We start from the raw sequence: 20090 nt of genomic DNA, 5'->3' as shown, positions 1-20090 counted from the left end.
TCATGCCGGAAAGCGCGCAGCGCTTGTCCGGGACCCAGGTGAACCGCACCGCCTTCGCCCAGTCCCCTGGGTCCCGGACAGCCTCTGCGAGGCTTCCGGGATGACAACGGATTTAATCGCTTCCGCCCATCACCGGACCACCCCATGAGCCACCTCTCCACCCTCGTCGCCTCGGCCGTCGGCCAGAAGGCCGCCGCCGCGATCCTTGACTTGCTCGAGATCGACCCGGCCCTGACCGCCCAGGCCGAAGGGCCGGTGTCGCGCGCCGTGTTCGCCATGGCGCTGAACGCGGTGCTGTTCCACGACATCATGGGCCGCGTGCCGCTAGGCGCGGCCTACGTCCAGGAGCGACGCGCCGAGGACCACAAGCTGGTGTTCGACCACGGCGCCCTGCGCACCATCGACTTCGGCGACGGCGTACCGACCGGAGCCTTGCCCGCCGGCCACCTGGCCTTCGCGCGCATCCTGGAGCCGCTGGGCTACGTCCTGGCCGACCTCTATCCGCTGGACCGGCTGAAGATGACCGGCCGGGCCTACGCCCACGCCGACCTGCCCGAAGCCATCCCGCAGTTCTTCGTCAGCGAACTCCACGTCGAGCGCTTCTCGCCGGCCTTCGGGGTGATCGCCCACGCGGTGTTCGACTCGACCGCCGACGCCCTGGGCGTCGAGGCCCAGCGGGCCCTGGCCGCCTTCGCCACCGAGGGCTCGTGCGGGCTGGACACGGCCCGCGCCGCCCTGCCCCAGGTCGTCGCCGCCTTCGCCCGCACCCACGGCCCGCTGCGCCTGGAGCACTACCGCGCCCTGCTGGCCGAGTCGGCCGAGGCCGCCTGGATCGCCACCGAGGGCCAGGCCTTCAACCACGCCACCGACCGGGTCCCCGACGTCGAGGCCGTGGCCGACGCCCAGAAGGCCCTGGGCCGTCCGGTCAAGGACACCGTCGAGGTCTCGGGCTCGGGCCGCGTGCGCCAGACCGCCTTCAAGGCCCAGCCGGTCGAGCGCGCCCTCGTCACCGACGCCGGCGAGACGACCCTGACCGTCCCGGGCTCGTTCCACGAGTTCATCTCGCGCGACCGGTTCGTCGACGAGACGGGCGTGGAGCGCCTGGACCTGCGGTTCGACAGCGGCAACGCCAAGGGCATCTTCAAGATGACCAAGACGGGATGACACAAGAACCGCTCATCCCGGCGAATGCCGGGATGAGCGGATTTGATCCTATTCCTCCAGCGCCGTCGCGATCGCCATGCGCAGCTGGCGATCCGAGACCGGCTTGAACAGCAGGCCGGCCGGGTGGTCCTGGTGGATGCGGTCGATGGTCGACTGCTCGCGCGAGCCGGTGATGAAGATCACCTTCGAACCGACCTCGGCGTGGATGGCCAGGGCCGCGTCGACGCCGTCCTGCTCGCCGCGCAGCCGCATGTCCATCAGCACCACCTCGGGGCGGAACATCATGGCCAGGGCCAGGGCCTCGTCCGCGTTGGTGGCCGTGCCGCAGACCGACAGGTTCATGTCCTCGACCTGCATGCACAGGCCCTCGGCCACCAGGAACTCGTCGTCGACGACCAGCACCGTGGACTTCTGGAGGGCGACGGCGTTCACGCGGCCACCTCGCCCGCCAGGGGAGCGGCGGCAAGGGGGGCGGCGGCAAGGGGGGCGGAGGCTGGGGGCGCGGCGACGCGGATCTCGCTGCGGGTCAGACCCTGCTGGCTTTCGACCATGATTGTTCCTTCCATCTGCGCGACAAGTCCCTGGATGATCGTCGAGCCCAGCGCGACCTTGGGGCCCTCGCCCCTGGGCGCCTTGGGGCTGTAGCCCCGGCCGTTGTCGGCCACGACAAGCAGCAGCTCGCCTGCCTCGGTTCGGCTGAGATTGACCTCGATCTCGCCGCCGCCGTCGGGGAAGGCGTGCTTGAGCGAATTGGTGACCAGCTCGTTGACCAGCAGGCCCAGCGGGATGGCGAAATCCAGGCCCACATCCAGCGGGATGGCCTCGACCGACAGGGACACCGCGTCGCCCGCCCCGCCCTCGACGATGTTGCTGGACAGCTCGCTCAGGAAGGGGGCGATGTCGAAGGTCTTCAGGTCGCTGGAGCTCATCAGCTGCTGGTGCACCAGGCCCAGGGCGAAGATCCGGTCGCGCAGGCCGCGCAGGGCCTTGCGGGCGTCCGGATCGGTGATCTGGCGCGTCTGCATGACCAGCAGGCCGTCGACCATCTGCAGGTTGTTCTTCACGCGGTGATAGACCTCGCGCAGCAGCAGGTCGCGCTGGGCCAGGGTGGCCTTCTGCTCCTCGACCACGCGGGCCAGCTCGGCCGTGCGCTCCTCGACCCGGCGCTCCAGCTCGGCGGCGGACGGCAGGGCGGCGATCTTGGGCAGCAGCGGCCACAACAGGGCCGCCGTGGCGATCGACAGCCCCGCGGTGACCAGCTTGATCAGCCCCTCGATCCCGTAGGCGGGCGCCCACAGGGTCAGGATGGCCATCAGGTGGGTGGTCCCGCAGGCCAGGATGAAGGCCACGAACAGATAGGCCACCCAGCTGTACTTGATGTCGGGCCGCATCTTCACGAAGGCGGCGATGGCCAGGGGGATCGACAGGTAGGCCAGGCCGATCACGGCGTCCGAGCCGGCGTGCAGCGCCACCAGGCCGGGCGCCCAACTGAGACAGAAGCCGTGGGGCGTCAGTCCCGTCGGATTGAGCAGCCAGTCGACCCACGACATGTCCACGCCTCCTGCCCAGCGCGCCGTTTCGACGGCGCGGCGATCAAAAAGCCCCCGGCTCATGAAGGCAGAAAACGACAGGTTCAGGTAGTATTTTCGCGTGGAGCTTGGTTACCCGCCACGCCGGGAAGGTGGGGGCGGAAACGAAAAACCGGCCGGCTCGGGGGGCGAGCCGACCGGTCCTTCGGCGACCGGTTCCTGGGGGGAGGGACGAACCGGCCGCGGGGCCTTCCGAGCGTCGACGTGCGGGGGGCGAGACGCGGAAGGCGTGGGAATTCAAGCGCGGGACCAGACCGTCCGTCTTGGACGATCCGATCCTGCCGGGCCTAGCCGAACAGCTTGGCCGCGGTCTTGGCGACCAGCTCGCCCTGGTGGCGGGCGCCGGCCAGTTCCAGTTCGCTAGGCTGGCGCGAACCGTCGGCGCCGGCGATCGTTGTGGCGCCGTAGGGCGCGCCGCCGGTGATCTCCTCCAGCGTCATCTGGCCCTGATGGCTGTAGGGCAGGCCGACGATGGTCATGCCGAAGTGCAGCAGGTTGGTGATGATCGAGAACAGGGTGGTCTCGTTGCCGCCGTGCTGGGTGGCCGACGAGGTGAAGGCCGCGCCCACCTTGCCGTTCAGCGCACCGCGGGCCCACAGGCCGCCGGCCTGGTCAAGGAAGTTGGCCATCTGCGAGGCCATGCGGCCGAAGCGCGTGCCCACGCCCACGACGATGGCGTCGTAGTTCTCGAGGTCGGCGATCGTGGCCACCGGGGCGGCCTGGTCCAGCTTGTAGTGCGACTTCACCGCGATCTCCTGCGGCACCAGTTCCGGCACGCGCTTGATGTCCACGGTGGCGCCGGCGGCGCGGGCGCCTTCGGCGACGGCCTCGGCCATCTTCTCGATATGGCCGTAGGCGGAATAGTAGAGGACGAGAACCTTGGCCATGAGGGCCTCCTTGAGTGGGAAGGGGTCGGGGACAGGCGCATGCGCCTGTCCCCAGTCGGGAAGGGTTAGAGTTCGGCGGCGTCGACGAGCACCAGCTCGGCGTCTTCCAACGCTTTCACGCGGATGACGGCCTCGTCTTGGATGGCCGCGCCGTCGCGGGTGTTCAAAGCCACGCCGTTGACCTCGACCTTGCCGCTCGACGGGACGAGGTAGCCCTTGCGGTCGGCGCCGATGGCGTATTCGGCGGTCTCGCCGGCCTTCAACGTCGCGCCCAGCACGCGGGCGTCGGTGCGGATCGGCAGGGCGTCGCCGTCGTCGGCGAAGCCGCTGGCCAGGGCCACGAACTTGCCGCTGCGGTCACCCTTGGGGAACGGCTTGGCGCCCCAGGCCGGACCTTCGCCGCGCTTGTTGGGGATGATCCAGATCTGGAAGATCTTGGTCACGCCCGGCTCGAGGTTGTACTCGGAGTGGCGGATGCCGGTGCCGGCGCTCATCACCTGGACGTCGCCCGCCTCGGTGCGGCCCTTGTTGCCCAGGCTGTCCTGGTGGGTGATCGCGCCTTCGCGGACGTAGGTGATGATCTCCATGTCGGCGTGCGGGTGGGGCGGGAAGCCCGTGCCGGCCGCGATGGTGTCGTCGTTCCACACCCGCAGGGCGCCGTGATGGACGCGCTTGGGATCGTGGTAGTCGGCGAACGAGAAGTGGTGCTTGGCGTCAAGCCAACCGTGGTTGGCGCCGCCCAGGCTGTCGAAGGTTCTGACGTCGATCATCGTCTTGTCTCCTGGAGACCGGCCCCGGGTGAAGCGGTGGGCCGTCTCTGTTGAGGAGAAGATGGCCTCTTGCGTTCACATCTGAAATGGAAATGATCGAAACAAACTGTTTCCAAAAGTGCACCATACAAATCCGCTCATCCCGGCGAATGCCGGGACCCAGATGGATTGGCGATGCGGCTGACGCCAGGCGCTCTGAGCTCCTCCAATCAGCCTCTCGGCTTTGGGATCTGGATCCCGGTATTCGCCGGGACGAGCGGAGGAAAGGAAGACATGAAACTCCCCGACTTCGAGGCCTGGGCCGTGTTCGCCAAGGTGGCAGAGACCGGCTCGTTCGCCCGGGCGGCCGAGCAGCTGAACCTGTCCAAGGCCACGGTCTCCAAGGCCGTCACCCGGCTGGAGACCCGGTTGGGGGCGACGCTGTTCCACCGCACCTCGCGCCGGCTGTCGCTGACCGAGGCGGGCAAGGCCTCGCTGCACCGGGCCAGCCACATCCTGGCCGAGGGCGAGGCGCTGGAGGCCGAGGCCTCGGCCCAGTCGGCCACGCCGCGCGGCCTGGTGCGGGTGGCCGCGCCGATGTCGTTCGGCATCGCCCACCTGGGCCCGGCCCTGCCCGAGTTCTTCGCCCTCTATCCCGAGGTGTCGGTCGAGCTGTCGCTGTCGGACCAGCTGGTCGACATCGTCGAGGAGGGTTTCGACCTGGCCCTGCGCATCTCGGCCCTGGAGGACTCCAGCCTGCTGGCCCGGCGCCTGTGCCCGGTGCGGGTGATGCTGGTCGGCTCGCCGGCCTATTTCGACAAGCACGGCCGGCCCGCCCACCCCAAGGACCTGACCGCCCATCGCGGCCTGTTCTACACGGGCAGCCGGTCCAAGGACGTCTGGCGGTTCCAGCACGCCGAACACGGACAATACGCGGTCAGCGTCCCCTCGCCCCTGCGGGTCAACAACGCCGACATCCTGCGGCCGTCGCTGCTGGCGGGCCTGGGCCTGGCCATGCAGCCGGACTTCCTGGCCTGGGATGACGTGAAGGCGGGGCTGCTGGAGGAGGTGCTGCCCGACTGGGCGCCGCCGCCCATCGCCCTGCACCTGGTCACCCCGCCCAGCCCGATCCGGCCGGCGCGGGTGGAGGTGCTGATCGCCTTCCTGGCCAAGCGGATGGCCAACGCGCCGTGGTCGGGATGAGAGGTTTCCACCCCACCCTTCAAACCGTCATCCCGGGCCTCGTGCCCGGGACCCCTGGTTCAGCTTCCACGTGAAGCGCTTTCGCGCGCGAACGCGCCACACCCCTGCCCTTGCGGCGGACGGAGGGGTCCCGGGCACAAGGCCCGGGATGACGATAGTTTAGAGAGGCGGCGGATCAGATCTCTCGAAAGAGGATCAGGCCATCTTGTGCTTGTCGCTGAGGCACTCGCCGATGGCGCGGGCGCAGCCCGGCAGGCCCAGGGCGCCGATGAACGACATGGCCACCGCGCAGACCAGCATCACAGGTTGGAAGATACGCATGCGATTTCTCCACAAGCCAGTTCGTTCACAGGGCGTGCTTAAACCCAGATAAGGTCGAAGCTTGACGTTTGTTCCCTCACCGAGGGCGGGTGCGTCGGAAAAGCTCAGCGTGCGGCAGATATGTCTCACCCGTATGTCAGTCTCCCAACGCATAGGCGACACGAGCGGCCTCAATTCGCCGTAGTTTGGCGTGCAGAGGCTCCCAATCGTCGGCCTCCGCGATCGGCGCCCACAGGGCCTCGACCTCGTCGATCAGCATCTCCTCGGGCTCGGGACGGCCGAAGACGGGGCTACCCAGCCGTTCGGGGCGGTCGGGCTCGAATTTCGCCAGCGCGCGGCGGAAATCCAGGAACGGCTCCTGGGCGTAGAGCCCGGCGCGCGGACCGGCCAGGGCGCGGGCCTCCGACGCCTCGCCGCCGAACCAGTCGAAGAAGAACGGCTCCCAGCGCAGCGATTCGCCGCCCTCGCGGCCGCCGACCGCCAGGGCGGTGAACGCGGCCTGGACCAGGGCGATATCCTCTTCCGCCGAGCGGGGCTTCAGGCCCAGGCGGTCCAGCATCGCCGCGCGCAGGGCGTCGCGATAGAGGTCGGAAAAGCCGTTGAGGGCCGCGATCAGCCCGGCGTCCTCGCCGACCTGGGCCAGGCAGGCGGCCAGCTGCTGCAGGTTCCAGAACACCGCCTCGGGCTGGCGGCCGAAGCTGTAGAGCCCCGAATGGTCGAAATAGGCGGCCGTGAAGTTCGGGTCGTTCTTCGGCAGGAACCGCCAGGGCCCGTAGTCGAAGCTCTCTCCGGTCACCACCATGTTGTCGGTGTTGAGCACCCCGTGCACGAAGCCGGCGGCCATCCAGCGGGCCAGCAGGCGGGCGCTGGCGGCGACCACCTGCTCCAGCAGGACCCTGGGCCGGTCGGGCTGGTCGGCGACGGCGGGGAAATAGGTCTCGACCGCCTGGTCGACCAGGATCGTGATGTTGTCGGGCCGCTCCAGATAGGTCTGGCGCTGGAAGGTCCCGAAGCGGATGTGGCTGTGCGACAGCCGGGTCAGCACGGCCGAGCGCGTGGGGCTGGGCTCGTCCCCGCGCACCAGGTCCTCGCCGGTCTCGACCAGGGAGAAGGCCCGCGAGGTGGGCACGCCCAGGGCCTCCAGCATCGCGGCGGCCAGGATCTCGCGCATCCCGCCCTTCAGGGTCAGCCGCCCGTCGCCGGCCCGCGACCACGGCGTCTGGCCCGAGCCCTTGGTGGCCAGGTCCAGCAGCCGGTTTGTTCCCTGTTCCCGGAGCTGGGCGAACAGGAAGCCGCGCCCGTCGCCGAGGTCGGGGTTGTAGCTGCGGAACTGATGGCCGTGATAGCGCATGGCCAGGGGCCCGGGCTGGTTGTCCGGCAAGGGGCGGAAGCGCGCGAAATGGTCCAGCCATTCGGCGTCGGTCAGGCCCTCCAGCCCCACGGTCGCCGCCGCGCGGTCGTTGCGGAACCTCAGGCGCGTTTCGGGGAAGTCGGCGGGCGCCACCGGGTCGGCGAACTCCGGGCCGAGGCGCATGAAGACCGGATCGGGGCGGTAGGCGGCGGAGACGGGCATGCCCCGACATGAGCCGCCGCGCCCTCCGGCGCAAGCGCCCGCAGCCGTCGGGACCGCGTTTCGAACCAACAGAACATCGGGGATGGTGGCGTAACGCTGTCGCATCCGGGCAACAGGAGGCCCGCCAACCTTTAATTCACAAGGTTTTCCCTTGCCGAGCACCCAGCGGGGCCATAACCCTTGCGTGTCTATTCGAACAAACGTTCGGGTCACGACCAATCAACAAGGCGGGGCGATGCAAGCGCCTCACCACAACGAACCGAGGTAGGAAATGCGCTTTACTCAGGTGCTTTGCGGCACGGCGTCCGCCGTCGTGCTCGCCGGTCTGACCCCGCTGGCGGCTCAGGCCCAGGATACCGCCGCCAACGACATCCCCACCGTCGACAGCATCGTCGTCACCGCCCAGAAACGCGAACAGAACCTGCAGGACGTGCCGGTGGTGGTCACCGCCGTCGGCGCCAAGCTGCTGCAGGACACCGGCGTCAAGGACATCAAGGACCTGACGATCCTGACGCCCGGCCTGACCGTGACCTCCACCACGTCGGAAGCCTCGACCACCGCCCGTATCCGCGGCGTCGGCACCGTCGGCGACAACCCCGGCCTGGAAAGCTCGGTCGGCGTCGTGATCGACGGCGTCTATCGCCCGCGCAACGGCGTGTCGTTCGGCGACCTGGGCCAGATGGAGCGCATCGAGGTCCTCAAGGGTCCGCAAGGCACCCTGTTCGGCAAGAGCACCTCGGCCGGCGTCATCAACATCGTCACCAAGGAGCCGGAATTCGGCTTCGGCGCCGAGGCCGAGGCGACGATCGGCAACTTCAACGCCCACGGCCTGGCCGCTTCGGTCACCGGTCCGCTGTTCGGCACCGAGACCCTGGCCGGCCGCCTGTACGTCGCCGCCCGCGAGCGCGACGGCTACAACGACGTGGTCACCGGCAAGGGTCCCAGCGACCGCGACCAGGACGCCGACCAGGGCTTCTACACCGTGCGCGGCCAGCTGCTGTTCGTGCCGGACGACAAGTCCTCGTTCCGCCTGATCGGCGACTACACCAAGCGCGACGAGAACTGCTGCGGCGCCGTGCAGATCCGCACCGGCCCGACGGCCAACATCCTGGCGATCGTCAACGGCGGCGCGGCCCTGGCCAACCCGGCCAACCCGTACGACCGCGTCGCCTACTCGAACCGCGGCGCGCCGTCGTCGGTCGAGGACAAGGGCGTCTCGCTGGAAGGCAAGATCGACACCGACTTCGGCGAGATCACCTCGATCTCGGCCATCCGCAACTGGCGCACCGACAACGGCCAGGACTCCGACTTCAGCACGGCCGACCTGGCCTATCGCGTGAAGGACGGCACCAACTACGCCGAGTTCACCACCTTCAGCCAGGAACTCCGCCTGGCGGGCCAGACCGACAAGTTCGACTGGCTGGTCGGCGCGTTCCTGGCCGACGAGCGCCTGGATAACAGGGCCAACTTCCTCTACGGCAACAACTACGAGCAGTATCTGGGCCGCCTGCTGTCGCTCTCGGCCTCGCCCGCCACCGGCGGCCTGCCCAACTTCGTGGCCACCCTGCTGAACCGCGCGCCCAACACCAGCTTCGTCGGCGGTCAAGGCCTGCACGACCGCTACCAGCAGCGCGCCACCACCATCGCCGGCTTCACCAACAACACCTGGCACGTGACCGACGCCTTCGACATCACGGCCGGCCTGCGCTACTCGATCGACGACAAGAAGCTGGACACCTACCAGACCACCAGCGACGGCGGGATCGCCTGCGCCACGGCCCTGTCGCCGGCCGGCCAGCTGCGCATCGCCACCCTGGTCGGCGCGGCCAACGCCCCGACCGTGATCGGCAACCTCTGCCTGCCCTGGGCCAACCCGCTGTTCAACGGCCGCGGCACTACCCAGAACCGCAAAGACAAGGAGTGGAGCGGCACGATCAAGGCCTCGTACCGCTTCTCGCCCGAGGTGTTCTCGTACGCCTCGTACGCCCGCGGCTACAAGGGCGGCGGCTTCAACCTGGACCGCACCCAGTCGGCGAACGGCCTGCCCAGCGGCGGTCCGGGCGTCGTCCCGATCCTCGACACCTCGTTCCCCGCGGAATTCGTCGACAGCTATGAAATCGGCCTGAAGAACACCCTGTTCAATCGCACGGTGCTGTTCAACATCACGGGCTTCTACCAGAAGTTCACCGACTTCCAGCTGAACACCTTCCTGGGCACCTCGTTCGCGGTGCGCTCGGTCCCGGAAGTGACCTCCAAGGGCGCCGACGTGGACTTCATCTGGTTCACCCCGGTGCACGGCCTGTCGATGCAGAGCGGCCTCAGCTACTCCGACACCAAGTACGGCGACCAGGCGATCCCCAACGACCCGACCAACGCCCTGGCCCTGCTGCCGGGCAGCCGGATGTCGCTGGCGCCCAAGTGGTCCGGCTCGGCCTCGGTCACCTACGAGACCCCGGTCGGCGGCGACATGAAGGCCCGCTTCAACCTCGGCGCCAAGTACTCGTCCGACTACAACACCGGTTCGGACCTGTTCCCGCCGAAGGTCCAGAAGGACTACACCGTGGTCAACGGCCGCGTCGCCCTGGCCGCCCAGGACGACAAGTGGACCGTGGAGCTGTGGGGCCTCAACCTGTTCAACGAGAAGTACGAACAGGTCGCCTTCAACGGCTTCCTGCAGGGCTCGTCGGGCCTGTCGGCGACCAACAAGGTCTACAACCCGGCCGCTGACACCATCACCTACGATGCGTTCCTGGGCGCGCCGCGCACCTACGGCCTGACCCTGCGGGCCAAGTACTAGGACCCGGAAAATCCGCTCTTCCCGACGAAAGCCGGGACGAGCGGAGATGGGACGAAAAGCCAGAGGGCGATCCGGGCGACCGGGTCGCCCTTTTCGTTTGGCCTTTTGTTTTGGCTGCGCTTTCAACGAATCTCAAAGCACCTCACCTTGAGCCGGGGCTCGACTGCGGAGGCGCATCGCATGAAGACCGTCCGGCTGCTCGGCGTCTGGGTCTGCCTGCTCCTGGGCCTGGCGATCGCCAACCTGGCCCTGCGAACGCCCCCGCCCCTGCCGGCGAACGCCCCCGCCGACCAGTTCTCGGCCACGCGCGCCATGGCCGACGTCCGCGCCATCGGCCAGAAGCCCCACCCGATCGGCTCGGCCGAGATCGTCCGGGTCCGCGACCACCTGCTCTCGCGCGTCAGCGGCCTGGGACTGGAGGTGCTGGTGCGCCCCGGCGAAGGCGTGCGGGACGCGGCCAAGTGGTCGCCGCGCTCGGTGGCCGTCGGCGCGGTGCAGAACATCGTCGCCACCCTGCCGGGGACCGACCGCGAAGCGCCGGCCGTGCTGGTGATGAGCCATTACGACACCGTGCCCAACTCGCCCGGCGCGGCCGACGACTCGGCCGGGGTCGCCGCCGCCCTGGAGATCGCCCGCGCCCTGAAGGCCGGCCCGCCCCCGGCCCGCGACGTGATCTTCCTGTTCACCGACGGCGAGGAGCCGGGCCTGCTGGGCGCCGAGGCCTTCTTCGCCCGCGACCCGCTGCGCGACCGCGTCGGCGTGGTGGTCAACATGGAGGCCCGGGGCGACGCCGGTCGGGCGGCCATGTTCCAGACCGGCGCCGACAGCGGCGAGCTGATCCGCCTCTATGCGGCCAACGCCCACCAGCCGACCGCCAACTCCCTGGCCGCCGCCGTCTACCGGCGCATGCCCAACGACACCGACTTCACCCACGCCCTGAGGAAAGGCCTCCCGGGGCTGAACTTCGCCTTCATCGACGACCAGTTGGCCTATCACACGCCCCTGGCCACGCCCGACCACCTGAACCAGGGCAGCCTGCAGAACCTGGGCGACCAGGCCCTGCCCGCCGTCCGCGCCCTGGCGATAGGCGCGAGCCTGCCGGGCAAGTCGCCCGACCTGATCTATTCCGACGTCCTGGGCCGGGTCCTGGTGGCCTATCCGGTCGAGGCGGGCTGGGGGATCCTGGCGGCGGCCGGCCTGCTGATCCTCTTCACCGGCTTCCGCGCCCTGCGCGGCAAGGCCGTGACCTTCGTCGAGATCCTGCGCGGGATCGCCGGCTTCCTGCTGCTGTCCGCCGCCGCCGTGCTGGCCCTGCACCTGGCCGGACGCCTGATCGGGATCACCGACCAGCAGCGCTATTACGCCGTCCTCGGCCAGTTCAACGCCCTGCTGCCCGGCGCGGGGATCCTGCTGATCGGAGTGTGCCTGACCGTGCTGGTCCTGCAGGCGCGCGGCCTGGCGCGCATTTGGGGACGCGTCTGGATCAGCCTGGCGGCCCTGGCCGTGGGCGGGGCGTGCAGCCTGGTCGGCGGGTTCGACCCCGTGGGCCTGGGCCTGGGCGGGGCCGTCGTGGTCCTGGCCTGGCTGAGCCTGGGCCGGGGCGTGGGCGTGTTCGGCGCCTGGCTGGGCGCCCTGCTGGTGGTGCTGGCCCTGGCGGTCACGGCCCAGGCGATGCTGCCCGGCGCCTCGGTGATGATCGCCTGGCCGCTGCTGGCCGCCAGCCTGGCCGCCGCCCTGGTCATGGCCGTGGGCGGGACCCGCGACCGCCGGGTGGCCTGGCTGCTGACCCTGGCCATCGCCCTGGTCGCCGTCGCCGTCGTCGCCCAGCTGGGCGCCTGGGGAGCCTGGACCTTCGCGGGCGTCGGCCTGATGGAGCCGGCCGTGCTGGCGGTGTTCGCGATCCTGGCCGCCCCGGCCCTCCTGCCCCTGGCCTTCGACTTCGCCGCCTATCGCTGGGCCCCGATCTTCGCCGGCGTGGCCACGGCGGCGGGGATCGGCCTGCTGCTCTACGCCGGCCTGGGCGACGCCGGCCCGACCCGCCCGAAACTGGCCGAGGCCAGCCACCTGGCCGACCTGTCGACCGGCACGGCCTGGCGGGTCTCGCCCCAGCCGCGCCTGGACCCGTGGTCGACCGTGGTGCTGTCGGACAACGACGCCAAGCCCGTGCGCCAGGCCTATCCGCCCCTGTTCCGCGAGCCGGTGTGGATGGCCCCAACGGCCGTGCTGCCGGTCGAGCGGCCGACCCTGGTCATCGACCGGGCGGGCGACCGCCTGCTGGTCCGCGCCGTGCCGACCCTCGGCGCCGAGGTCCTGACCCTACGCCTGAAGTCCAGCGTCGCCCTGGACCAGCCGCGCCTGAACGGCCGCCCGATCGCCCTGCCCAACACCGCCGGCCAGTGGAGCAGCCTCAGCTACCACGCCCCGGACCCGAACGGCGTCACCCTCAGCTTCACCGCCCGGGCGGCCGGCAAGGTGGAGGTGGCGGTGATCGAGATCCGCGACGGCTGGCCACGCGGGGTGTCGGCCATTCCCGCCAAGCCGGCGGGGCTGATGGCCAGCGGCTATTCGGACAAGACCATCGTGCTGGACCGCGGAACGCTGGCGTGGCCGGCTTATGTGGAGAACGAAGCCCAATAAATGATCCGCTCATCCCGGCGAATGCCGGGACCCAGATCCCAAATCTGGGCGGCTGATTGGAAGAGCTCAGCGCCCCTGGCGTCAGCCCCAAAGCCATTCCATCTGGGTCCCGGCATTCGCCGGGATGAGCGGTGATCCGGCTGGGGACACGCGCGAGCGCATGTCCCCGGCCTCAGATCACGATCACGCCCTCACCAGGGTCCGCCGCATACAGCCCCTCCACCACCTTGGCCCGGCGCTCCAGCGTCGCGCGCTGGTTCACATAGCCCTTGTCGGTGATCTCGCCGGCGTCGATGGACGGCGGTTCGGTGAGGATGGCCACGCGGGCCACGCGGCGCGAGCTGCCGCCGGCAGCGGTGTTGAACTCCCCGATGCGTTCGCGCAGGATCGCCGTCAGCTTGTCCAGCGGCGTGCCCGGCCCCTGGTCGGCGACCAGGGCGGCCAGGCCGGCGGGCGAGGGCCAGACCATGGCGGCGATGAACGGCTTATCCTGGCCGGCGATCACCGCGTCGTGGATGTAGGGGCTGCAGGCCGCCACCAGGTCGGGACGCAGAACCCCGACGCTGACCCAGGTGCCGCTGTCCAGCTTGAAGTCCTCGGTCACCCGGCCGTCGAACACCAGGCCCTTCGAAGGGTCGTCCGGATCGACGAACCGCGCCGCGTCGCCCAGCTTGTAGAAGCCCTCCTCGTCGAAGGCCGCGGCGGTCTTCTCCGGGTCCTTGTGATAGCCGCCGGCCACGGTGGGGCCCTTGACCCGCACCTCGTACTTGGCGCCGGCCGGGGCCAGCTTCAGGGCGATGCCGGGCAGCGGCAGGCCGACCAGCCCGACCCGCTCGGTCAGCCAGTGGACCACGGTCACGCCTTGCGTCTCGGTGGCGCCGTACATGGTGGTCAGGGGCACGCGGTGGCCGGTCTCGGCCACGGCCAGGGCCTGCATGCGGGTGTAGACGTCGTCCGACAGCGTGGCACCGCCATAGCCCATGTACTTCAGGTTCTTGAAGAACGCCTTCCGGAGGACGGGATCGCCCTCCATCGCCCCTGCCAGCATCGAGAAGGCGATCGGGGCCGAGCCGAACACCACGGGCGAGACCTCGTAGAGGTTCTTGATCGTGGTCTCGAACATGCCCGGCAGCGGCTTGCCCTCGTCGATCCACAGCGTGCCGCCGGCCCATAGCACGCCGTTGAAACCGATGTTGCCCGCCGAGATGTGGCTCCAGGGCATCCATTCCAGGCTGTTGGGAATCTCGTCGGTGGGTTCGTCGGTGCGCAGGCCTTCCTGGCCGGCGATGACGCCCGCCATCATGGCGTGGGTCTGGGGCACGCCCTTGGGCATGCCGGTCGAGCCGGAAGTGAACAGGTACTTGGCCACCGTCTCCGGCTTCAGCGTCTCGCGCTTGGCGGCGACGTCGCGCGGCGGGGTGGCGGCGACGGTCGCGAACGGGATCGCCCCCTCTCCGGTCCCGTCGGCGGTGACCAGCAGCAGGTCGGGCTTGATCGCCTTCAGCGTGGCGATCGCCTTGTCGAACAGGGCGCCGGACTGGGCGAAGACAACTTTGGGAGCGACCTTGTCGAAGCAGTGCTTGAGCTTGCCGTGGTCGGTGGACATCAGGCTGTAGGCCGGGCTGACCGGGGCGGCGGGCGCGCCGGCGCCATAGGCTCCCAGGGTCATCAGGGCGTGCTCGATCGAGTTGCCCGACAGGATCATCACGCTGTCGTCGGCCGTGACGCCCTGGTCCAGCAGCCATTGGCTGATCCCCTCGACCGCCCGCTGGGCCTCGCCGTAGGTGACGCCGCGCCACGGGCCGTGGTTCGGCTCGCGCTGCTTCAGATAGGGCCGGTCGGGATGCTGGGCGGCGCGTTCGGCCAGCAGGTGGCTGATCGTGCGCGGCCCCTCGCCGGGCGGATGGTTGGACGTGATGACGATGCTGCCGTCGGGCCGGCGGTCGACGCTGACGTCGGGGCCCCTCATGGCCAGGGGCTTGAACGGGGCGGTGCTGGCGTCGCGCGGGGTCGACGCGCCGTCGGCCGGCGTCATGGTCTCACTCCCTCGGGTTATCGTTGTTCCCTTGACCGTGCGCCCTGGGCGCGGGCGCGACAAGGTTTCCGTTTGGGGAAGCGAGAGAGGTTTTTCCCTCCCCACGAGGGGGAGGGACGGACCCAAGAGCTACTCCGCCGCGGCCTTCGTCCCGTAGCCGAGGATGGCCTTGGTCTCCAGGAACTCGCCGAAGGCGTGGTCGCCCCATTCGCGGCCGTTGCCGCTCATCTTGTAGCCGCCGAACGGGGCCATCAGGTCGGGGCCGGCGCCGTTCAGCACCACCTGGCCGGCGCGCAGCTTGGACGCCACCGAGCGGACTTCCGACTGGTCGTTGCCCGAGACATAGGCCGCCAGGCCGTATTCGGTGTTGTTGCCGATCTCGACCGCCTGGTCGACGCCGTCATAGCCGAGGATCGCCAGCACCGGGCCGAAGATCTCTTCCTTGGCGATGGTCATGTCCGAGGTGACGTTGGCGAACACCGTCGGCTTCACATAGTAGCCGGTCTCCAGGCCTTCCGGCTTGCCGGGGCCGCCCGAGACCAGGGTCGCGCCCTCGTCGACGCCCTTCTGGATCAGGCCCTGGATCTTGTTCCACTGCACTTCCGAGACCACGGGGCCCAGCTTGGAGTTGCCGTTCGGGTCGCCCACGGTGTGGGCCTCGGCGGCGGCCTTGGCGATGGCGATCACCTCGTCCATGCGCTTGGACGGGACCAGCATCCGGGTCGGGGCGTTGCACGACTGGCCCGAGTTCATCATCACCGAGGCCACGCCGCCCCCGACCGCCTTCTGGTAGTCGGCGTCGTCGAGGATGATGTTGGGGCTCTTGCCGCCCAGTTCCTGGTGCACGCGCTTGACGGTCGGGGCGGCGTTCTTGGCCACCTCGATGCCGGCCCGGGTCGAACCGGTGAACGACACCATGTCGACTTCCGGATGCGAGCTGAGCGCCGCGCCCACCGTGGGGCCGTCGCCGTTGACCAGGTTGTAGACGCCGGCCGGCACGCCGGCGGCGGCCAGGATCTCGGTCCAGATCCAGGCCGAGAACGGGGCCACTTCCGAGGGCTTGAGCACCATGGTGCAGCCGGTGGCCAGGGCCGGCGCGACCTTGCAGGCGATCTGGTTGATCGGCCAGTTCCACGGGGTGATGAAGGCGCAGACGCCGATCGGCTCCTTCACGAGCCGGGTCGTGCCGCGGTCTTCCTCGAACTTGTAGTCCTTGAGCACCTGCAGCGAGGTCTGGACGTGGGCGATGCCCATGGCCGCCTGGGCGCGCTGGGCCAGCCACGACGGGGCGCCCATCTCCTCGGTGATGGCTTTCGCCATGTCCTCGAAGCGCTTCTGGTACTCGGCGATGATCCGCTCGAGCAGGTCGATGCGCTCCTCGCGGCTGGTCTGGGAATAGGTGGCGAAGGCCTTGCGGGCGGCGCGGACGGCCAGGTCCACGTCGTCGGCCGTGCCCAGGGTCACCCGGCCGGCGACGGCCTCGGTGGCCGGATTGATCACGTCCACCGTCTTGGAGCCTTTCGGCTCGACCCACTGACCGTCGATGTAGAACTTCAGGTAGTCGCGCATGCCGTGCTCCTCCGGGCTGGGGCGGCTCACGTCCGGAAGGACGGCGGCCCTCGTTCAAACATCCATTTTAATGATCATTGATCACTGGGGAAGGGCCGATCGTTCGCCCCTCACCACATCGGGTCGCATTCGGCGCCGTGCAACACCTCGACGATGCGCCGGCGGGTGCTGGGCGTGGTCCCGTCCGGCAGGGCGTCGGGGGCGAACCAGCCGACCTTGTGGATCTCGCCCTGGGCGTTGGCGGCGCACGGCGCCCAGGCGTGGACTCGGTAGACCAGCACGTGGTCGCCGGGATGGCGCGGCTCGTTGCTGTGCACCGAGACCAGGCTCGGCCGGCCCAGCACGCGCACCCCGGCCTCCTCCTGCATCTCGCGGGCCAGGGCCGTCTCGGCCGTCTCGCCGCGCTCGACCCCGCCGCCGGGCAGGTACCAGCCGTGGACATAGGTGTGCTCGATCAGCAGCACCCGCCCCTCGGCGTCGGTGACCACCCCGCGCACGCCCAGGGTCAGGCCCCGCCGGGCGCGGAACCAGGCATAGACGAAGGGACGGGTGAACGGTTCGACACGGCGGCGCCAGAGCATGGCGGAAACCTAGGGCTCCGCGCGCACCAGCGCCAGCACGTCCGCCAGCCGATAGCCGGCCGTCGCGATCCGCAGCTCGGCCAGGTCGCGGGCCGTGGCCCAATAGCCCTTCGGGAGCACGGGCGCCTCGGCCCGCGTCCTGCCGGTGGCCAGGGCGCCGTCCCGGTAGGCCACGGTCTTGGCCAGGACCCAGCTCTCGTGCTCCCAGATCAGGAAGGCGCGGTAGGGGTCCGGACCCAGGCCGCCGCCGGTCGGACGAGGGTGGGCCGCCTCGGCCGCCGCGGCCAGGGCCTCGGAGCCGACGTCCCGTCCGCCCGGCCGGTTGGGAACCCCGTCCCAGAACTCGTGCAGGTCGACCGACGGACCGCCCGGCGCCCAGCGCACATAGGCGATCGTGCCGGCCCGGTCGGTCTTGGGGAATGTCCACGACATCCAATGGCCGGCGTGCAGCGGCTGATGCAGGTCGCCGACCCCGTGCATGATCCAGCACAGCGCGATCGCGCGGTGGGCGCGCGGCGCCCTGGGGTCGCGGGCGATCGCCAGGTTGTCGCGGAAGGCGCGCTCGCCATGGCCGAACGACAGCGGCATCACGAAGCGCCAGGGCGAGACCACCTTGACCGCGTAGTGCCAATCGGGGCGGTCATGGGCGCTGCCGCGCGTGTCGTCGGGCCAGCGGGCCATCAGGGCGAACAGTCGCCGCTCGCGCGCGCGCCCCGTCAGCCCGGCCAGCTGGCGTTCGAAGGCGGCGTGGTCGGGATGGTCGCGCATGAGGGCGACGATCGCGGCCACGGCCTTGGGGTCGCGCTCGGCCAGGACGTCATAGGCGATGTCGCCGGTCGCCATGTGCCCCTGGTCGTTCCAGGCCAGGGCCGGCGCGGGCGCCAGGGCGGCCACGGCCAAGGCCGCCGTCGCCACGGCCGCGATCAGGCTTCTGCGCATGTCCCTCCCCCTTTTCCGCCCAGCAGGCCCCCGTCGCCCCGCCGGGTCAAGCGCCGCGCGACGCCCAGCCTTGCGGTCGGCGTCGCGCGAGGCTAAAGCCCGCATCACCTTTCAGTCTGAAAACGGATTCAAGCTCATGGTCGCGATCGGCGTCATCGCCATCTTCCTGGTGGTCATCCTCGGCCTCAACAAGTTCGAATTCGGCCGTTTCGACTAAGACGATGACCGAGCGCGGCGCGGCCCTGGTCACCGGCGCCGGCCGCCGGATCGGCCGCGTCCTGGCGCTGGAAGCCGCGCGCGCCGGCTTCGACGTCGCCGTCCACTGCCGCACGGCTCGAGATGAAGCCCAGGCCGTCGCCGACGAGATCGCCGCCTTGGGCCGCCGGGCCGTCGTCCTCGACGCCGAACTGACGGACGAGGGCCAGACCGCCGCCCTGATCGGCCGCGCCGCCCAGGCTCTGGGCCCCGTCACCCTGCTGGTCAACAGCGCCTCGACCTTCGAGGACGACCGCCTGGCCACCGCGACCCGCGAGAGCTGGAACGCCCACCTGGACGCCAACCTGCGCGCCCCGGTGGTGCTGGCCCAGGCCTTCGCCGCCGCCCTGCCCGCCGGCGCCCCCTCTTCAAATGGCGGCCAGATCGTCAACATCATCGACCAGCGCGTGCTGCGGCCCAATCCGCAGTTCTTCAGCTACAGCCTGTCCAAGGCCGGCCTGTGGTGGGTGACCCAGACCCTGGCCCAGGACCTGGCGCCGCGCGTGCGGGTCAACGCCATCGGCCCCGGCCCGACCCTGGCCTCGGTGCACCAGGCCCCCGGCGAATTCGAGCGCGAGGCCGCCGGAACCCCGCTGGAACGGGCCGTTTCGCCGGGCGACATCGCCGCGGCCCTGCGCTACCTCATTGACGCAACGTCGGTCACGGGCCAGATGATCGCGGTCGACGCGGGCCAGCATCTGGGCTGGCGCACCCCCGATGTCATCGGTTCCTGAGAGTCTCGCCTTGGCCGCCCAACCCCTGACCAACCTTCCGAACGAAGCGACCCAGCCCACGCCGGCCCGGGTCATCGTCACCAAGGTGTTCGTGCGCGGCCTGAAGGTCGACGCCTGGATCGGGGTCTATGACTACGAGCACGGCCGCCAGCAGCCCCTGGTCATCGACGTCGAGCTGGACGTCGCCGCCAGCCACTGCGAGGACCTGGGCGACACCGTCAATTACGAGACCATCCTCCAGGCCGCCCAGGCCATCGCCGCCGAGGGCCATATCGACCTGGTCGAGACCTTCGCCGAGCGCCTGGCCCAGGCCAGCTTCGCCGACAGCCGCGTGACCCGCGCCCGCGTGCGGGTGGAAAAGCCCCTGGCCCTGGCGCCCCACGCCGCCGCCGCCGGGGTGGAAATCACCGCCGTCCGGGGGTGATGGCCACGCTGTCGCACAGCGCCCGCCTCGTCCCCTTCCAGCCGGAGACGGTCTGGACCCTGGACGGCGCGGACCTGGTCGAGCGCCGCGGCCGGCAGGAACGCCGTTTCCCCCTCTCCGCCCTGACCGCCTTCCGCCTGTCGCGGCCGCGCGAGGGCGACCGCCACCGGGCCCTGACCCTGGTGTTCGGCCGCCGCCACAAGCTGCTGCTGCCGTCCCAGAGCTGGACCGGCCCGGGACGCTTCGAGGACCGGCTGGCCGACTTCTCGCTGTTCGCCCGCGCCGTCGCCGCGGTGGCCGCCGACCTCGCCCCGCCGGGCGCGCGCGGGCCCCGCTTCGAGCTGGCCGGGGGCCTGAACGTGCGCGAGGGCCTGACCTGGGTGATGGGGCTGCTGGCCCTGGGCACGGCGGTGCTGCTGCTGCTGGCCTTCACGCCCGGCATGGCCGGCGTCGCCCTGGCCCTGGCCGCGCGCATGGCCTTCCTGCTGATCCTGCTGACGGCGGTGCTGCCGTGGCTGGGACGCGGCCAGGGCCTGGACCCCCACGCCCTGCCCGAGGCGCTGCTGCCGAGCGCTTAGCGCCCTCCCTCTCCCCTTGCGAGGGAAGGGAGCATGACGCGACCTTCATTTGCGT

18 protein-coding genes are annotated in these 20090 nt (G+C 70.2%); 8 read left to right on the top strand and 10 right to left on the bottom strand.

Annotated elements, in window-relative coordinates:
- The first annotated feature begins 144 nt into the window (after nucleotides 1-144).
- Nucleotides 145-1164, top strand: coding sequence for a DUF1338 family protein (locus WAE60_RS08750; protein ID WP_337685782.1), 1020 nt, complete (start codon nucleotides 145-147; stop codon nucleotides 1162-1164).
- A 48-nt stretch (nucleotides 1165-1212) separates the two neighbouring features.
- On the opposite strand, the gene WAE60_RS08745 is transcribed toward WAE60_RS08750, so the two are convergent.
- The 4 genes from WAE60_RS08745 to WAE60_RS08730 form a co-directional block, all read right to left on the bottom strand.
- Nucleotides 1213-1596 (bottom strand): response regulator, encoded by a 384-nt coding sequence (locus WAE60_RS08745; protein ID WP_029908497.1) that lies wholly within the window; start codon nucleotides 1594-1596, stop codon nucleotides 1213-1215.
- Nucleotides 1593-2714, bottom strand: coding sequence for a sensor histidine kinase (locus WAE60_RS08740; RefSeq protein ID WP_337685780.1), 1122 nt, complete (start codon nucleotides 2712-2714; stop codon nucleotides 1593-1595). The genes WAE60_RS08745 and WAE60_RS08740 overlap by 4 nt, the downstream gene beginning before the upstream one ends.
- Before the next feature lie 326 nt (nucleotides 2715-3040).
- Entirely contained in the window at nucleotides 3041-3640 is a 600-nt protein-coding gene (gene wrbA / locus WAE60_RS08735; RefSeq protein WP_029908506.1) for an NAD(P)H:quinone oxidoreductase, read from the bottom strand.
- A 65-nt stretch (nucleotides 3641-3705) separates the two neighbouring features.
- Entirely contained in the window at nucleotides 3706-4410 is a 705-nt protein-coding gene (locus tag WAE60_RS08730) for a pirin family protein (protein WP_337685779.1), read from the bottom strand.
- 273 nt (nucleotides 4411-4683) lie between these two features.
- Here WAE60_RS08730 and WAE60_RS08725 point away from each other — a divergent pair, with 273 nt between their 5' ends.
- On the top strand, nucleotides 4684-5592 hold the full coding sequence (locus tag WAE60_RS08725) for a LysR family transcriptional regulator (RefSeq protein ID WP_337685778.1): 909 nt from the start codon (nucleotides 4684-4686) through the stop codon (nucleotides 5590-5592).
- 195 nt (nucleotides 5593-5787) lie between these two features.
- On the opposite strand, the gene WAE60_RS08720 is transcribed toward WAE60_RS08725, so the two are convergent.
- Nucleotides 5788-5913 carry a hypothetical protein gene (locus WAE60_RS08720; protein ID WP_156035592.1) on the bottom strand — a complete coding sequence of 42 codons (126 nt, stop codon included), beginning with the start codon at nucleotides 5911-5913 and terminating at the stop codon, nucleotides 5788-5790.
- Between the two features lie 136 nt (nucleotides 5914-6049).
- Nucleotides 6050-7486, bottom strand: coding sequence for a protein adenylyltransferase SelO family protein (locus WAE60_RS08715; RefSeq protein WP_337685777.1), 1437 nt, complete (start codon nucleotides 7484-7486; stop codon nucleotides 6050-6052).
- A gap of 271 nt (nucleotides 7487-7757) precedes the next feature.
- On the opposite strand from WAE60_RS08715, the gene WAE60_RS08710 reads away from it, so the two are divergent.
- Both WAE60_RS08710 and WAE60_RS08705 read left to right on the top strand, forming a co-directional pair.
- Nucleotides 7758-10283 (top strand): TonB-dependent receptor, encoded by a 2526-nt coding sequence (locus tag WAE60_RS08710; protein ID WP_029908512.1) that lies wholly within the window; start codon nucleotides 7758-7760, stop codon nucleotides 10281-10283.
- 180 nt (nucleotides 10284-10463) lie between these two features.
- Nucleotides 10464-12920, top strand: a complete 2457-nt coding sequence (locus WAE60_RS08705; RefSeq protein ID WP_337685776.1) for a M28 family metallopeptidase — start codon at nucleotides 10464-10466, stop codon at nucleotides 12918-12920.
- Nucleotides 12921-13092: 172 nt separating this feature from the next.
- On the opposite strand, the gene WAE60_RS08700 is transcribed toward WAE60_RS08705, so the two are convergent.
- The 4 genes from WAE60_RS08700 to WAE60_RS08685 all read right to left on the bottom strand — a co-directional run bounded on the left by WAE60_RS08700 (nucleotide 13093) and on the right by WAE60_RS08685 (nucleotide 18044).
- A complete protein-coding gene (locus WAE60_RS08700) occupies nucleotides 13093-14955 on the bottom strand; it encodes an AMP-binding protein (RefSeq protein WP_337685775.1) in 1863 nt (620 codons plus the stop codon).
- Nucleotides 14956-15084: 129 nt separating this feature from the next.
- Nucleotides 15085-16524: an aldehyde dehydrogenase family protein gene (locus WAE60_RS08695; RefSeq protein WP_337685774.1), complete on the bottom strand. Its 1440-nt coding sequence runs from the start codon at nucleotides 16522-16524 to the stop codon at nucleotides 15085-15087.
- A 110-nt stretch (nucleotides 16525-16634) separates the two neighbouring features.
- Nucleotides 16635-17105 carry an NUDIX domain-containing protein gene (locus tag WAE60_RS08690; RefSeq protein WP_337685773.1) on the bottom strand — a complete coding sequence of 157 codons (471 nt, stop codon included), beginning with the start codon at nucleotides 17103-17105 and terminating at the stop codon, nucleotides 16635-16637.
- A gap of 9 nt (nucleotides 17106-17114) precedes the next feature.
- A complete protein-coding gene (locus tag WAE60_RS08685) occupies nucleotides 17115-18044 on the bottom strand; it encodes a S1/P1 nuclease (protein WP_337685772.1) in 930 nt (309 codons plus the stop codon).
- Here WAE60_RS08685 and WAE60_RS08680 point away from each other — a divergent pair.
- The 4 genes from WAE60_RS08680 to WAE60_RS08665 are packed head-to-tail and all read left to right on the top strand — an operon-like array spanning nucleotide 18043 to nucleotide 20035.
- Nucleotides 18043-18261 carry a hypothetical protein gene (locus WAE60_RS08680; protein ID WP_197026646.1) on the top strand — a complete coding sequence of 73 codons (219 nt, stop codon included), beginning with the start codon at nucleotides 18043-18045 and terminating at the stop codon, nucleotides 18259-18261. The genes WAE60_RS08685 and WAE60_RS08680 overlap by 2 nt on opposite strands.
- Nucleotides 18262-18265: 4 nt before the next feature.
- Nucleotides 18266-19033: an SDR family oxidoreductase gene (locus WAE60_RS08675; RefSeq protein WP_337685771.1), complete on the top strand. Its 768-nt coding sequence runs from the start codon at nucleotides 18266-18268 to the stop codon at nucleotides 19031-19033.
- A gap of 25 nt (nucleotides 19034-19058) precedes the next feature.
- Nucleotides 19059-19457, top strand: a complete 399-nt coding sequence (gene folB / locus WAE60_RS08670; protein WP_337685896.1) for a dihydroneopterin aldolase — start codon at nucleotides 19059-19061, stop codon at nucleotides 19455-19457.
- Nucleotides 19457-20035: a hypothetical protein gene (locus WAE60_RS08665; protein ID WP_337685770.1), complete on the top strand. Its 579-nt coding sequence runs from the start codon at nucleotides 19457-19459 to the stop codon at nucleotides 20033-20035. The genes folB and WAE60_RS08665 overlap by 1 nt, the downstream gene beginning before the upstream one ends.
- Nucleotides 20036-20090: the final 55 nt, after the last annotated feature.

Origin of the sequence: Caulobacter sp. CCG-8 (assembly GCF_037402475.1) — a bacterium.
Lineage (GTDB): Bacteria > Pseudomonadota > Alphaproteobacteria > Caulobacterales > Caulobacteraceae > Caulobacter.
This window is presented reverse-complemented; position numbering and strand designations above follow the sequence as displayed.